The sequence below is a fragment of the Streptomyces sp. CGMCC 4.7035 genome (genome assembly GCF_031583065.1).
Taxonomy (GTDB): Bacteria; Actinomycetota; Actinomycetes; order Streptomycetales; family Streptomycetaceae; genus Streptomyces; species Streptomyces yaanensis.
In genome coordinates this window covers 2,371,887-2,387,762 of sequence record NZ_CP134053.1, presented here as the reverse complement: position 1 = coordinate 2,387,762, position 15,876 = coordinate 2,371,887, and the positions used below count along the sequence as shown (strand labels likewise).

7 protein-coding genes are annotated in these 15,876 nt (G+C 67.5%); 3 read left to right on the top strand and 4 right to left on the bottom strand.

Annotated features, from left to right (window positions below; all coding sequences use genetic code 11):
- Window positions 1-3: 3 nt before the first annotated feature.
- Window positions 4-2,175, top strand: coding sequence for a hypothetical protein (locus Q2K21_RS09955; protein WP_310769050.1), 2,172 nt, complete (start codon window positions 4-6; stop codon window positions 2,173-2,175).
- Here Q2K21_RS09955 and Q2K21_RS09950 read toward each other — a convergent pair.
- From Q2K21_RS09950 to Q2K21_RS09935, 4 genes are all read right to left on the bottom strand, one after another.
- On the bottom strand, window positions 2,162-5,860 hold the full coding sequence (locus Q2K21_RS09950) for a caspase, EACC1-associated type (RefSeq protein ID WP_310769048.1): 3,699 nt from the start codon (window positions 5,858-5,860) through the stop codon (window positions 2,162-2,164). The two genes, Q2K21_RS09955 and Q2K21_RS09950, sit on opposite strands and share 14 nt — an antisense overlap.
- The gene (locus tag Q2K21_RS09945; RefSeq protein ID WP_310769046.1) at window positions 5,857-6,252 is read right to left on the bottom strand and encodes an effector-associated constant component EACC1; all 396 of its coding nucleotides are present in this window, start codon (window positions 6,250-6,252) and stop codon (window positions 5,857-5,859) included. Before Q2K21_RS09945 ends, Q2K21_RS09950 begins: the two co-directional genes overlap by 4 nt.
- A 70-nt stretch (window positions 6,253-6,322) precedes the next feature.
- The gene (locus Q2K21_RS09940; protein ID WP_310769045.1) at window positions 6,323-7,003 is read right to left on the bottom strand and encodes a restriction endonuclease; all 681 of its coding nucleotides are present in this window, start codon (window positions 7,001-7,003) and stop codon (window positions 6,323-6,325) included.
- A complete protein-coding gene (locus Q2K21_RS09935) occupies window positions 7,003-7,212 on the bottom strand; it encodes a hypothetical protein (protein WP_310769042.1) in 210 nt (69 codons plus the stop codon). The genes Q2K21_RS09940 and Q2K21_RS09935 overlap by 1 nt, the downstream gene beginning before the upstream one ends.
- A 307-nt stretch (window positions 7,213-7,519) precedes the next feature.
- On the opposite strand from Q2K21_RS09935, the gene pglW reads away from it, so the two are divergent.
- Complete coding sequence (gene pglW / locus Q2K21_RS09930) at window positions 7,520-12,199, top strand: BREX system serine/threonine kinase PglW (protein ID WP_310769039.1); 4,680 nt, start codon at window positions 7,520-7,522, stop codon at window positions 12,197-12,199.
- Complete coding sequence (gene pglX / locus Q2K21_RS09925; RefSeq protein ID WP_310769036.1) at window positions 12,196-15,825, top strand: BREX-2 system adenine-specific DNA-methyltransferase PglX; 3,630 nt, start codon at window positions 12,196-12,198, stop codon at window positions 15,823-15,825. Before pglW ends, pglX begins: the two co-directional genes overlap by 4 nt.
- Window positions 15,826-15,876 lie beyond the last annotated feature (51 nt).

Sequence of the window (15,876 nt, the reverse complement as noted above, 5' to 3'; positions counted from 1 at the left end):
GGCGTGAGCACTGTGCGGGGGCCACTGGCCTTTCCTTCGGGCCGGGAGTACCAGGAAGCTCTGCAGAACACCGCGGTGTGCTTTCGGGATCACGACCTGCGCGGAGCCCAGCCACAGGCCAACAAGCTCGGCCTCCCCCGCCCCATCTCCGGCCAGTTCGCGAGCGTCTTCTCCCTGACGTCTGCTGACGGCCGACGTTATGCCCTGAAGTGTTTCACCTCTCACGTACGCGATCAGCAGGACCGTTATGAGGCGATCAGCAACAAACTTTCCGGTATCGATCCGGGTTCACTCTCGCAGCCATGGCGGATCGGCTTCGATTACGTACCGGACGGCATTCTCGTCAACGGGTCGCGCTTCCCGGTCCTGAAAATGGACTGGGTGGAGGCCGTGACACTCTCCAACTGGCTCGACCATCACTACACGGACAGCGCGGCGGTGCGGGAACTCGCCGAGCGGTTCGCCCAGCTCACCACGGATCTTGCCACGCACGACATCGCGCACGGCGATCTGCAGCACGGAAATCTGCTGGTCGCCCAGGACGGTACTTTCCGGCTGGTCGACTACGACGGCATGTTCGTACCAGCCCTGAACGGACGCCACAGCACGGAACGCGGACACCGTAACTACCAGTCTCCGGCCCGGGGAGACGACGACTTCGACAGCACCCTCGACCACTTCTCGAACTGGGTCATCTATCTCGCCCTGCACGCCGTCGCCGCTGATCCGTCTTTGTGGACACGCCTCCACGAACCTGACGGTGAATACCTCCTGCTGACGGAGGACGACTTCAAGGACCCTGCCGGGTCCGTCCGTCTCCCGACTCTGCTCAGTCACACCGACAGCACCGTACGTGGCCTGGCAGAACAGATCAAAGCACTGGCCTGGCAGCCGTTGTCGCTCGTCCCACGCCTCTCGGTGGCGGTCGCTCCCACACCCGGGGCTCACATCCCCGGCCCCCGGACGGGTGCGGGACGCCGGCCCGACTGGCTCGACGGTCATATCACCGCCACCACCACCGCGTCGGATCCGGGCGTATCCGCGACGCCCTCTGGCTCACTTCCGCGCAGGTACACCCACCGCCGTATGGCGGACGTACTGCTCGGGCTCCTGCTGCCGCTGGCTGTGCTGACGCCGAGTGCCCTCGCTCTGTCCGAGCTGATCTCTCCGCTCGTCACAGCACTGTCCTACGGCGGGACCCTGGGCGTCACAGCATTGACCACCCGCGCGGCCCGTGGCTCGCGTCCGGAGACCAAGGTTCTGCGCGCCCACCTGAGTCGGCTCCGGGAGAAGCGGCGTGCCACGCTCGGCCCTGTCAGAGAGGCTGATCAGCTCAAGCGGGAGCGGCAGGAATTCGATGCCGCGGAGACCGCCCGGAAGAGTCAGCTCACGGTCGCTCAGACCAAGCTGGAGCGCTCCCACGAGAAGGCCGTCAAGACAGCGGAGAAGAAGAAGGTCCAGGACCAGCAAGCCATCGAAAGAGACATCGCCTCCCTCGCAGGGCAGCGCCGGACGACTCTGGACCGGGCCCTGGCGAGCTACCGCAAGGAGTTCATCGACGGCGAACTGCGCAAGGTCCGCCTGCACGAGAAGGAGTTGACCGGCATCGGACGATCCCTCGTCCAGGCCCTCGCAGCCCACGGAGTCCGGACGGCCGCAGACTTCACCGGAATCACCCTGGTCAGTTCCGGTGGCCGGTACAACAACGTCACAGGGCTGATCAATACGGCCGACGGACGCAGACTCGACATCAAGGGCATCGGTGCGAACCGCGCCAGAACTCTGGAGGAGTGGAGAGGACGGCAGTTTGCCCGTGTCTCCTCTCGCGCGCCTTCAAGCTTGCCCGCGGCCAGGCGCCAGTCCATCGAAGCCGACTTCGTACGGCGCGAGGCAGACCTGTCCCGTCGACGTCTGGAGACGGAGACGACAGCCCAGAGAGCACGTGAAGACGCAGGAAAGAAGCTGAGGTCGGGACTCGCCCGGCTCACCAGCGAAGACCAGCTCGCCGCCAGGCACGCCTCTCAGCAACGTCAGCAGTTCGCCCAACGAGCGCAACAACTCGGTGATCCGCACGGCCGGTTGGCCGCAGTCGAGGCCGAGATCGCAGCTGCCAGGCGGTCGGCACGGGCACTGTCCTCGCTCCGGTACCTGCGCTTCGCCCTCATCGGCCGCTGAGCCGCCCCGTCACTCGTTCCGTTCGGCCGGCCCACACGTGCCAGGCGGGCAGTCGCACGCCGTTCGGTAGCAAGGCCGCATGGCTGAGGGCGAGCCTCAGGTGGCGAGCGCCTTCCACGTCGGCGGACGCCCCGTGGTCCAGCTGGACCTGGGCCGCGTCCGTACCCCGGCGGACGTCGAAGTCGCAGGGATAGCCGTCAGTCGTTACGTTCCGGTCAAGCAGGATTCCGGAAATCTCGTTCGTCAGCAGGAGTTGAAGCCGGTCGCCGACAAGCTCGTGCTGCTGTCCGGATTCAGCGCCGGCCGGTAACAGCGCGTCCTTGGCCTCAGCAGCGTCCAGCAGCGCATGCGGCATCCCCGCACGGGCCGACCAGAAGTCACGGTCGCCGAACACTATGAGATGCGAACGGGCACGGGTGATGGCCACGTTCCACAGGTTGACCTCGTGGCAGAGCCAGTTGATGGCACTAGGGCGCATTCTCGCGCCCGCGACGAGTGACAACAGGATCACGTCCTGCTGTCCTCCCTGAAACGTGTGCACCGTACCGACCCGCACCCGCGACTCGTGCTTCCAGCGCTCGGCGATCAGGTCTTTCTGGGCTCGGAACGGGGTGACGACCCCCACCGTCGAACCTTGAGGCAGCCGCATCAGCAACCGCTCCACCGAGAGATGGACGCGATCCGCCTCCTCCTGGTTCGTCCACGACCCGTTGCGGCCTCTGCGCGCCGTCCCTGCCACATCGAGCCACTGAACCGCGTCGACTCCTTCGATGCGTCGCAGCGACCGGGATTCGGTGAGAACGGTCAACCGATCGCCGTAACAATGCCGGTTGGAGATGCCGACGATGTCCGGGTGACAACGGAAGTGCTCGTCCAGCAGCAAAGTATCTCCGGCCGCGTGGGCAGCCGCGTGGAACGAGGAGTAACGGCGGTGCTCGAACCGGTGCTCGTCGAGCCAGCTCGCCCGAAGTCCCGCCCCACGGTGCGCCTCGGCCTCCTGCCGGGGCTGAAGTGTGGTGATGTGCTGCAACTGCATGGGGTCACCGATCACGAGGGCCCGCCGTGCGCGAAAGAGCAGAGGCAGCACATCCGGCGTGGAGCACTGGCTCGCCTCATCGACGATGACCAGGTCGAGGAGGGCTGCTCGGTCCCGGAACCGCCGTGGGGACCTCGCGGTGACGGCCCAGCCCGACACCTGCGGCAGGATTCGCTCCAAGGACGACCACTGCCGTGGTGATCGTGACTTCACGGCTTCGATGCGGTCATGGATGGCCGCACGCGCGGTCGTCGCCTGCTCCGCCACCACAGCTCGCAGCAGTAATGCCGCCGTCTCCCTGACGCGTCGATCGGTCTCCCGAAGCGCCGTAAGCAGCTGGTGGTCGTCCGCCGCCGCGTCGGCTTCGCTGCTTTTCTGCCGCCAGGCAGCCTCAGCCTCCGCGAAGGACACCAGGCCGGCGAACTCCGTGCGCCCTGCGGCCTCCACGGACAGCGGGGCGAGGCCGCGCACGCACCGGCTTCGCAGCCACCCGCCGAAGATCCCGAGGCGCATCGCCGCACGAGCCCGGCGCAGCCACCGGCCGAGGGACACATCGTCGCCCAGGGCCGTAGCGAGCGTCTGAGGGTCACCATGGTGTTGTTCCGCGTACGAGAACCGCAGCCGGCCGAGGTCGGCCAGTTCCCGCTCCCTACGGGCGACCTCCGCGAGTTGACGACGCAGTGCCTCCTGCTCCCGGATGTGGTTCCGCAGTTCGCCCCGATGCGTCTGGGAAGACTGATGGGGCCGGACGCTGCGGGTCAGCCGCTCCAGCGTCCGCAGTTCTTCCTCGACGGCTGTCTGGTTGCCCGTACGTACGAGGAGGCCCGGAGCCAGGGCTTCGCAACGCTCCCAGACCTCGTCCACCGCCTTGTTGTTGGTCGACGCGACGAGCACGGTCTGGCCGGCCGCTCTTGCGGTGGCGACCGCGTTGACGATGAGCTGGCTCTTACCGGTGCCGGGCGGCCCGGTGGCGACGGTGAGCGGGCGGACCATGGCGGCCCGGATGACCGCTTCCTGCCCTTCATTCAGTTCCAGTGGAGCGACGACCTGCACCTCCTGCTCGGCGCTCTCGTCCGCTTCTGAGTCCGTACCCCGGGCCAATGCCCCGAGCGCGGTGCCGGCGAACTGCCCGACGCTCTTCTGCAGCGTCCTGTAGTCCTTCATCAGCTGTGCGGTGGCCGCCGAGTCCGACCGTGCGGCGAAGACGACCGCCACATTGCGGGCGCCTTCGTGCGCGGCGTACAGCGAGCTGCCGTCGCCGAGCGATCCGGGATCGAGATGCTCCGTGTCGGGGAGTCCCAGCTCCTGCAGCAGACTGCGCAGGTCGCGGACCATGTCCTCTCGGAAGCCCGGCCGCCAGTTGGGCTGGTAGGCAGCGAGCAGTTCCTTGCCTTCATCCTTGCCCAACCGGTCGAGGACGAGCTTGGGATGGAGGACGATCGGCCCTGTGGGTGTCACCACACTGCGTCCCTGTGGACTGCGTTCGACCTCGATCTGCCGCATGGCGAGCGGTGCGCACACCTGGCGCTTGCCGTCGTAGAGGACAGCGACGGGGTATCCGTACCAGAGGTCGGCGCCGTCCTTGTGGGCACGCTCGGCGAGGTCCACGACGCGTTCCGGCGCTCGCACCGTGGCCTCCGTGCCGGAGAGCAGGACTTCCTCCCCTTCCGGCCAGACGACGCGCGGCGGATCGCTGCCCACCAGCGGCAGCAGTTCGTCGGTGGAGTTCTCCGCCTCCAGACAGTGCTGGTAGTACGTCAGCAGGCCTGCCCAGTCGGTGTCGGTGAATGCGGAGTCGTCGTGCAACGCCTCGGCAGCCTTGACCGGTGCCGGCGTCATCCCTCCGGCTCCGTCGGTGACCGCGGTGAGCCCGGCGGGCAGCGGCTTGAGGGCGGGGATCTGGCGGCCGGCCGCGGCATCGGCGAGATAGATGTCGCCGGTCACCTGAAGGCTGGACTGAGTCGGCGTCTGCCGGCGTCCGTCAGGTGCTTTCCTGAGGTCACGGCTGATGTACCGGAACAGGTCGTTGGCCGAGACCTGCCCATCACCGTCCAGGTCCGCTTGTCCCGAGTGCAGCCCTTCGACCATCGCTCTGGTGAACTGCGAGGGCTGGTCCGCATCGGTGGTGAAGGCCTGCTCCCAGTGCTGCGACGCGGTGATGACGTGCACGCCGCTGGCTTCGACGACCGGTGTGGTGGCCGAGTGCGATGCCCCCTTGCTGCGGAAGCCCTGCACCGCGCTGCCGCTGAAACAGCAATCGAGCAGCAGGACTTTGCGCCGAGCGGCGCACTTCTCCAACTGATCCGTCACGTAGGAGGCTTCGAGCGCGGTCTGCTGGAGCCGGTCCGCCTCGGTGTCCGTGGTGACGTAGTAGAGCTGGCCGTCCTCACGGTCGTACGCGCCGTGCCCGCTGAGATAGAGCACGACCAGTTCGTCCGGCTCCCGGTCCCTGAGAAACCGTTCGACGGCCTGCTTGATAGCCGCCTTCGACGAGTCCTCGACCCGTACACACTTCTCGTACCTTCCGACGGCCGGCATCTCCAGGACCTGGCTCAGGTAGTGAACGTCTGCGCGCACAGAGGGCAGGGCAGGGAAGTTCACGTCCTCATAGGCGGCGGTGCCCACGAGTAAGGCATGCTTGCGGCTCATCGTTCGTCTCCCGGGCCTGTGCAAGGTCTGTCGCCCTGGCTGTCCCGCAGTGCCTTCACCTCACGCCCGGATACTCCGCCCTGGAACTCCGTGACCGTTCCGTCGGCACGCACGACGCGCACCTTGCGGCTCTTACGCACCTCGACCCACGCCTTGATGGCAGTCCTCGCCAGCGCGAGAGTGCCCGTGGTGAGGACGAGCACGACCTCCGGGGTCAGCAGCTCCGGCCCTTTCGCGCCCTCCGTAGCTCGCGGCGCCTCAGGCGGGGCGAAGCGCACCTGGGCGCCTTCCAGCCCCCGCAGAACCTCACGGAGCTCTCGCGCTTCGAGCTCCGCATGCCGCGGGTCCGCGCCGAACACCTGGATCCGCGCGGATTCGATCTCGTCGGACATGTTCCCCTCTCGCAATGCCAACTCACCTACGTTGCAACGGGATTGGCGAAGTACCTGATGGCCCGTCATCCTAAGGTCTGTCTCGCCGCCATGATCCGGGCGTCCAGCGCCTACGTCGTGCGCCCTCGTCCGGAACCCGCAGAATTCTGTACAGCGGTTCACCCAGGTCCGCCCACCGTTCCAGCGCATCCCGGTCCACCAGGCGAATCCCGTAGCGTGGGCCGCTGGCTCTCGCGGCTGCTGTGAACCCTCCCGTGGTGACGATCACCGCGAAATCTGCACCGTGGTCGTGGCGGTATGTGCCGTTGACCCGCTGCACATCCTGGTCCCCGACCCTTCGGTCCGGCCGCAGCCGCTTGCACTGAACGACGACCCGTCGTCGCGAACGGTCGACGACGAGTACGTCGGCGCCCTTGTCCCCCGCTTTGCCCACGTGCTCCGCGGTCAGTCCGTCCCGGCGCAGCAAGGAACAAACCGCCAGCTCGAACGCCCGGGGGTCCAGGGCATCGAGATGCGCCAGCGAATACCGCGCGGGCCCCGCGGAGAGCGCCGAGCGGTCGGTCCATCTCTGTATGACCAGCCGCCCCGGCTTCACGCCCAGTCCCGCTGCCGCGGCAGTCAGCGCGGTGCCCGTCCACGCCGGCCACTCCTCGGCCGCCTGCCACAGACCACTGACCCCGGCCAGGGCGCCCAGGCCCCACACCCACCAGGGAACCGCCGCCCACCCTCCTTGGCTCCGTCTGCGCCGCATCAGGCGGCCGGGCCGAAGAGCGCCCACATCCCACAGGCCAGCCCGAACAGCGCCAGGCCCGCCAGGTCGGTGATGGTGATCAAGGTGAAGGTATGGTCCCGGCAGCGCGCGAACAGCCCCCTGCGCCTACGGCGACATGGCCGGTGGTAGGCCGTCGGGCCCCCACAACGCGACACCAGCGCGGTGCCGCCGATCACCAGTAATGCCATGACGAGCAGCATCGGATCCCCCCGTTCCCCGACCAAGCCTCCATGAGTAGCGGGAAAGCCTCCGTCCCGGCCAGTGCATCTTCAGCCGAACCAGCCGCGATGGTGGCGCGTTGGAGCGCTGACAACGTTCTTTCCCTCGTGTGTCCCCCGCGCGCGCCCTTGGGCCGACGGCTGCGGCTTGACGCACGACTTACCCGCTGTCGTCGGCCGCGGCTAGGATTCACCAGGTCCGTGACGTGGCGGAAACGGCACGCAATGCCACGAACGGACAGTGACTGCGGACGGAACCAAGAGGCGGGGACAACGCATGCGGGAAGGCCGGTGGACCACGGTCACCGAGTCCGAGTTCGACCATGAACACCGTGGCCTCGAAGCCATCCGGGAGAAGCTGCCGGACGCCGATCCCTGGCGGGCCTGGTCGAATTTCACCTTCACCGCGCACACCGGCCACGTCCGCGAGGTCGACCTCCTCGTCGTTGCCCCCAGCGGCGTGTACATGATCGAGCTCAAGGACTGGCACGGCTCCGTGACCAGCGAGAACGGCACCTGGGTACAGACCACCCCCGGCGGCCACCGCCGCCCGCACGGCAACCCCCTCCATCTCGTCAACAAGAAGGCGAAGGAGCTGGCCGGCTTGCTCGGCCAGAACGGCAGGCGGGTGTGGGTCGGCGAGGCCGTCTGCTTCACCGACGGCGGTCTGCGCGTCCGTCTGCCCGCCCACGACCAGAACGGCGTCCACACCGTCGACGAGCTGGTCACCATGCTGAAACAGCCACCGCGCGACGAGCGGCGCCGCATCACGGCCGTCGAGTCCCGCGAGATCAGGACCGCGCTCGAACGGATCGGCATCCGGCGCAGTGACGCCGAGTACAAGGTCGGCCCGTACCAATTGGACCGCAAGTCGTTCGACTCGGGCCCGACCTGGGCCGACTACAAGGCGAGCCACAGCGAGCTGCCTGAGGTGGCCCGCGTCCGCGTCTACCTGAGCGAGCGCGGATCGGACGCGTCGATCCGGCGTTCGGTGGAAAACGCGGCCCGCCGTGAGGCGGCCGTGCTCCAGCGGTTCAAGCACCCGGGCGTCGTCCAGCTCAAGCAGTACTACCCGTCCGGGCACTCCGCGGGCCCCGCCCTGATCTTCGACTACGACCCGCGCACCCTCCGCCTGGACGAGTACCTGCTCCAGCACGGCAAGGGCCTCGACATCCTCGGTCGGATGGCGCTGGTCCGCCAGCTCGCCGAGACGATGCGTTCCGCGCACTCCGCCCGCATCCACCACCGGGCGCTGGCCGCCCGTGCCGTCCACGTGATCCCCCGCGACCGGGGCCGCCGCGGGCAGACGGTCGGTGAGGAAGCCGCCTGGCTCACCCCGCGCCTGGAGATCTCCGACTGGCAGATCGCAACCCAGCGCGCTTCCGACACGGGCGGCGGCAGCGGGCAGGGCATGACCCGCTTCGCACCGACCGCCCTCTCGGCGATGCACCTGGCGGAGGGCTCCGACCCCTACTTCGCCCCGGAGCTGACCGCTCTCAAGGCCGACCCGGTCTACCTGGACGTGTACGGCCTCGGCGTTCTCACCTATCTCCTGGTCACGGGCAGGGCCCCGGCCGCGAGCCAGGCCGAGCTGCTGGCACGGCTGGAGGCAGGTGAGGGACTGCGCCCCAGCTCGCTGGTCGACGACCTCTCCGAGGACATCGACTTCCTCGTCCAGGCGGCGACCGCCTACCGGCCCGGACAGCGCCTGTCCTCGGTGGACGAGTTCCTGGAGATGCTGGAGATCGTCGAGGACGGTCTGACCGCCCCGACCTCGGCGCCCGACCCCGAACCGGCCGAGGACCCCGAGAAGGACCCGCTGGAGGCGGTGGCGGGTGACGTACTCGGCGGGCGCTGGGAGGTCCGCCGCCGCCTCGGTACCGGCTCCACCAGCCGGGCATTCCTCGTCCGCGACCTCGAGGCCGAAGCGCGCAAGACTCGGCCGCTGGCCGTTCTCAAGGTGGCCCTCTCGGACAGCCGGGGCCAGGTGCTGGTTCACGAGGCCGAGGTGATGAACCGGCTGCGCCCCGACTCCCGGGTGATCCGGCTCGTCGAGCCGGAACCCCTGCGCATCGGGCCCCGCACGGTGCTCGCCCTGGAGTACGTGGGCGACGAGCGCGAGGACACCGACGAGACCCCCGATTCCGGCACCGGCACCCGCACCCGCCGCCGTGAGGAGACGGTCGCGCGCCAGCTGCGCGAGCACGGCCGACTGAAGATGGACCAGCTGGAGGCGTACGGCGACTACCTGTTCGGCGCCGTGGACTTCCTGGAGGGCGAGAGCGTCTGGCACCGCGACATCAAGCCGGACAACATCGCCATCCGCATCCGCCCCAACCGCACCCGCGAGCTGGTCCTCATCGACTTCTCCCTCGCGGGCTACCCGGCGAAGGACTACGAGGCCGGCACCGACGGCTACCTCGACCCGTTCATCGGCACCCTGACCCGCACGGCATACGACTCGCACGCCGAGCGGTACGCGGTTGCCGTCACCCTGCACCAGATGGCCTCCGGTGAACTGCCCAGGTGGGGCGACGGCTCGGTTCCGCCCCGGATGACGGACGCGAAGGAGTTCCCGTACCCGACCGTCCAGGCCGACGCCTTCGAGCCCGCGGTACGGGACGGTCTGGTCGCCTTCTTCCGCAAGGCGCTCCACCGGGACACGGCGAAGCGCTTCCCCGAGCTGAAGCCGATGCGGGACGCCTGGAAGAAGATCTTCCTGGACGCCTCGCAGACGGTGCCGTCCAGCCACCGCTCGCGCCACCCGGAGCCTGTCCCGCAGGAGACCGTGGCAGGCGAGCGCGCGGCGACGATCGCGGACGCCGAGCCGCTCACCGCCGACGAGCAGCGCGAGCGCCTGGCGGCGGCGGTCACCAGGGACACCCATCTGTCAGCCGCCGGTCTCACCCCGGCCGCCGAGTCCTTCCTCTACGGCCTCGGGATCACGACCGTGGGCGGCCTCCTCGACTACAGCCGCAGCAAGCTCCTCAACGCGCCGGGCCTCGGCACCAAGACCCGCACCGAGGTGCAGCGCCGCCAGCGCCAGTGGGGCAGGCTGCTGCGCGAGGCACCCCTCTCCCCGCTCACCCCGAAGGGCCGCGCCGAGGCCAAGGAAGAACTCGCCCAGCTCACCGCCACCGAGTCGGCGGTCGCAGGAGCCCTGGCCGTGGGCGAGGGAGCGGCGGGTCTGAGCGAGTCCGCGTTGCGTTCGGTCAGCCTCGACCTCCTCGCCACGCTCTTCGTCCCGGAGCTGAACAACAACCGCTCCAACAGCAACAAGGTCGAGATGGTGCGGCTGTTGCTGCGCCTGCCCGACGAACGCGGTGAACTGCCCGGCATCGGCGTCTGGCCCAAGCAGAAGGACGTGGCGGAGGCGCTGGGCCTGTCCGCCGGGCGCATCCCGCAGATGCTGAAGGAAGAGCGCAAGCGCTGGAAGAAGCACCCGGCGGTCCAGGCGCTGCGGGACGAGATCGTGGGCCTGCTGGTCGGCCTCGGCCGGGTCGCCTCCGCCGTGGAGATCGCCGACGCCCTCGCCGTACGGCGCGGTACGCAGCTGGCAGGACGCGAACAGCGGCGCGCGCTGGCTCTGGCGGCGGTACGGGCCATTGTAGAGGTGGAGCAACTCCAGCCGGAGGAGGCGGAGTTCCAGCATCAGGCCAACCGTAAGGCTACGGAGGACGTCCTAGCGGCGGGCCTGCTCGCGCTGGACGTGCGGGAGGTCGACGCTCCGGACACCCCGACGGCTCCGGGGCTCCTCGACTACGCAACCCGTCTGGGCAAAACCGCAGACCGGCTGACCCGCCTGGAGACTCTCCCGACTGCTACGACGGTGCTGAGCGAGCTGGGCGCGCTGACGCCGCCGCCCGGTGTGGTGGACTGGGACGAGCGGCGGCTGGTCGAACTGGCCGCCGCGGCGTCGGTGAACGCGGCGGCCACCCCCCGCCTGGAGATCTACCCGCGCGACCTGCCCCTCGTACGAGCCCTGCGCCTCACCCAGGCCGGCCTGGTACGACTGATCCCAGGCATGCCGGAGGCCCTGCAGCCCGGCCTGACGGGCGAGGACGTTCACGAACGGGTCCGGGCCCGCTTCCCGGAGCTGGTCATCAGGGACGGCCGGGGCGCGAGCACGCACGAGCTGCCGACCGGCGGCCCACTGACCAAGGCACTGCGCGACGCCGGCTTCGATCTCACCCTTTCGACGCGCGAAGGCACGAGGACGCTCCGCTATCTGCCGACGCGGATGGACAGTGCGTCCACCTATCTCACGGGCGGAAACTGGCGTCAGTCGACGCAGGCCGGCGCGGTGACGCGCTACTCCGACGACCCGCTGGTGGCGGGCGGGGTCCGAGCGGACGAGCGGTTGCTGGCCTCGGCCCGGAAGGACGGCTACCGGGTCCTGACCGTGCACCACGGCCGTACGGTCGAGGCGGTACGGAGGCTGGCGGGCCACCGTATCGGCGCGCAGGCGGTGTCCGTGACCGAACTCTTCCTGGAGTCGATGCACGCGCTGGTCCCCCCGGGCACGAAGCCGACGTGGGAGACGCTGCTGAAGGCGGACGTGGCGGAGCCGGGCTCGCGGGGAGCGCTGAAGTTCGGCGAGTACGCGCGGACCGCGTGGGGGACGGTGGAGCCGCAGGTGCGGGAGCTGTTGGCCCCGGGGGTCGGTTCGGGCCCGGTCCTGCTGACCGAGGTGGCCGTGTTCGCTCGCTACGACGGGATGGGCGTCCTCGACCGGCTGGCGGAGGCTGCTCGCCAGGGCGGACGCGGGCTGTGGCTGCTGGTGCCGCAGGCGGACCCGGCGCGTGAGCCGAAGCTGGGGCACACGGCGGTGGCGTACCAGGCCGGCCTGGGCGAATGGATCGACCTTCCGGATTCGTGGGTGAAGAAGGACTACCTGTCCGGTGTGACGGACGTGAGTGTCGTGAGCGTGAACGGTACCGAGGGAGACGACAAGTGATCGACCGCAAGGCCCTGTTGGAGGACCTGAAGCAGCAGGTCAAGGCGGTCGAAGCCGACCTCGGCAAGCAGGTCAAGGTGGTACCGGAGGGCGAGAAGCTGCGCGCCGAGTACGACCGTGCGCGCAAGCTGGGCCGTACGGCGGCGACCTGGAACTCCTGGCTGGACGAGCGGGTCACGCAGGTCGCGGTGGCGTGGGTGCTGGGGACTGTCTTCGTGCGGTTCTGCGAGGACAACGGCCTGATTCCGGAGCCGTACCTGACGGCGCCGGAGGGCGATCGACGGGATCTGGCGCTGGCTCGCTTCGAGGAGTACGTCGCGAGGTCGGAGGACCCTACATACCGGGGCTGGCTTGAGCAGGCGTTCGAGGAACTGGGGGCGGGACAGGCGGGGCGGTTGCTGTTCGACCGTCGGCACAACCCTCTGTTCCAGATTCCGTTGTCGCACGACGGTGCGCGGGAGTTGGTGGACTTCTGGCGGGAGCGGGATGAGGACGGTGTCCTCGTCCACGACTTCACGGATGCGCTGGAGGAGGACGGGGACGGGACGCGGGGGTGGGACACGCGGTTCCTGGGTGACCTGTATCAGGACCTGAGTGAGGCTGCTCGGAAGACGTACGCGCTACTTCAGACGCCGGAGTTCGTGGAGGAGTTCATCCTCGATCGGACTATGGATCCGGCGGTGCGGGAGTTCGGGTACGAGGGCCTGAAGATGATCGACCCTACGTGTGGGTCGGGGCACTTTGTGTTGGGGGCGTTTCGGCGGCTGGTGCGGCTATGGGGGGAGGGGCGGCCCGGTAAGGACGTGCACGAGCGGGTGCGGGAGGCGCTGGACTCTGTGCATGGGGTGGACCTGAACCCGTTCGCCGTGGCTATTGCTCGGTTCCGGTTGCTGGTGGCGGCTATGGCGGCGAGTGGGGTGCGGACGCTGGCGGAGGCGGCCAAGTACGAGTGGCCGATCCACCTGGCAGTGGGTGACTCGCTCATCAAGCACCGGCACAAGCAGGGGAACCTGTTTGACGACTTGGAGGAGGAGGGGGCTGATGAGCTGGCCGACTTCAAGTATGAGACTGAGGATGTACATGAGCACCCGGATATTTTGCGGCCGGGACGGTATCACGTGGTGGTGGGGAATCCACCGTATATCACGGTAAAGGACAGGAAGCTCAACGATCTTTATCGGGGGTTGTACGACGCGTGTGCGGGGAAGTACGCGCTGTCGGTGCCGTTTGCTCAGCGGTTCTTCGAGCTAGCGAAGACGGGGGAAGCGGAGAGCGGGCATGGCTACGGCATGGTCGGGCAGATTACTGCGAACTCGTTCATGAAGCGAGAATTCGGAATTCGACTGATTGAGGCACACTTCGGTCACGAAGTGGAACTTACCGAGGTCATCGACACTTCAGGTGCCTATATTCCGGGGCACGGGACGCCAACCGTCATCTTGGTAGGAAAACGTCGGGGCGGCATCAACCGTTCGCGAACGATTCGCACAATCCGTAGTGTCCAAGGTGAGCCATCAGTTCCTGGAAGTCCGGAGGAAGGACATGTATGGCGAGCGATCGTGGATCAGATCGATGAACCTGGGTCAGTGAGTCAATGGGTTTCTGCGAACGACCTGGACCGACAGCGCTATTTCAGCAAGCAACCCTGGATCCTCGCGGATGGCGGCGTGGAGATGGTCGAGGAGCTCAACGAGGCAAGCAATACCCTACTTGGCTCACTCTCCGACTCGGTTGGCATTACGAGCTTCACGCTCGAGGACGACTTGTACCTGCTCCCTCCGCACAGCGCCGCCCGCCACAAACTTCCCGATGCTTTCGTCCGGCCGATGGTGACAGGCGACCTGGTCCGCGACTGGTCTGGTTCTGGTTTCGATGCCGCCCTATTTCCATACGACTCCGATTTCAAACCAGCGACTGTCGAGGAAGTAACTCCGCTTCTTCAATACATGTGGCCAGCCAGAACAACCATCTCCCGCAATGTCATGTTCGGCGGAAAAACGAAGGTGGAAGCTGGTCTCCGATGGACCGAGTATGGCCGCCTAACGAGCAGCAAGCTCCGAACCCAATTCACAATTACCTTTGGCGAAGTAGCAACCCACAATCACTTCACCCTAGATCGAGGCGGAAAGGTCTTTAAACAGACTGCACCGGTGATCAAACTCTCGAAAGAAGCATCCGAAGAGCGGCATATTCAGCTTCTCGGAATATTGAATAGTTCAACGGCCGCACTATGGCTCAAAATGGCCTGCCACAGCAAGGGAAGCGAGGGGTATCAGTCCGGCATCAAAACCGAAATGTGGGAGCGCTTCTACCAGTTCAATAGCTCAAACATCGAACGCCTTCCGCTGCCAGACAGGTTCCCCACCCATCTTGCTACTGCTTTGGATGCCTTGGGGCAGCGACTAACTGCCAAGGATCCGGCTGCCATCGCCGGTGAAGCCACTCCCGTCGCTTCAGTTCTCCGAGGAGCCAGGGATACGTGGTACTCGGCCCGCGCCCGCATGATCGCCCTTCAGGAGGAGCTGGACTGGCAGGTCTATTCGCTTTACAGCCTGCACCCCGAAGACCTGCGCGTCTCCGAGGACCCTGCCTCCCCCGATATCCCCGAACTCACCCTCGGCGAGCGGGCCTTTGAGATCGTGCTCGCACGTAGAGTCGCCGCAGGCGAGGCTAGTGACGAGTGGTTCAAGCGGCATGGCTCCACGCCCATCACTGAGATCCCCACCCACTGGCCCGCCGCCTACCGTGAGGTCGTCCAGAAGCGGATTGATGCCATCGAGTCGTCCCGGGCCATCGGCATGGTCGAGCGGCCCGAGTACAAGCGGCGTTGGGCCACCGAAGGGTGGGACTCGCTTCAGGAGAAAGCGCTTCGGAGCTGGTTGCTCGACCGGATGGAAGACCGTGCGCACTGGTTCGACGAGAACGGGATGCCTACCCTCGTCACCCTCTCCCGCCTTACCGACAACCTCTCCCGTGACGAGGACTTCGTCTCCGTCGCCAAGATCTACGCGCCCCGCAAGGAACTGCCTGCCGTCATCGCCGAGTTGATGACCGACGAGCACGTGCCCTTCCTCTCCGCGCTGCGCTACAAGCCTTCCGCCCTCAAGAAACGCGCGGACTGGGAGCACGTCTGGGATCTTCAGCGGCAGGAGGACGCCGCTCCGGACGAGCCGGCCAAGCGGAAGATCCGGGACACCATCCCCGTACCGCCGAAGTACACCTCCGCCGACTTCCTGCGCCCCTCCTACTGGCGGGCGCGCGGCAAGCTGGACGTGCCCAAGGAGCGGTTCATCTCGTACGCGCGGGCCAACGTGGCCACCCCCGACCTGTACGGCTGGGCCGGCTGGGACCACCGGGAGCAGGCGATCGCGCTCGACACGTACATCGCTACCCACGAGGGCCTGACAATCGAAGAGGTCACCCCGCTTCTCGCCGGGCTGCTGGAACTCCAGCCCTGGCTGAACCAGTGGCACAACGAGCCCGACCCTCTCTTCGCCCCGACCCCCGCCAAGTTCTTCGAGGGCGACCGGCAGATGGAGCAGGGCAAGCACGGCCTCACGGACGACGACCTGCGCGCCTGGCGCCCGACCGCCGCGACCAGAGGACGCCGTACCACCAAGAAGTAGCCCGCCCGGCAACGCCGATGGCCCCCGTGATGCGCATCGATCGCGGGGGCC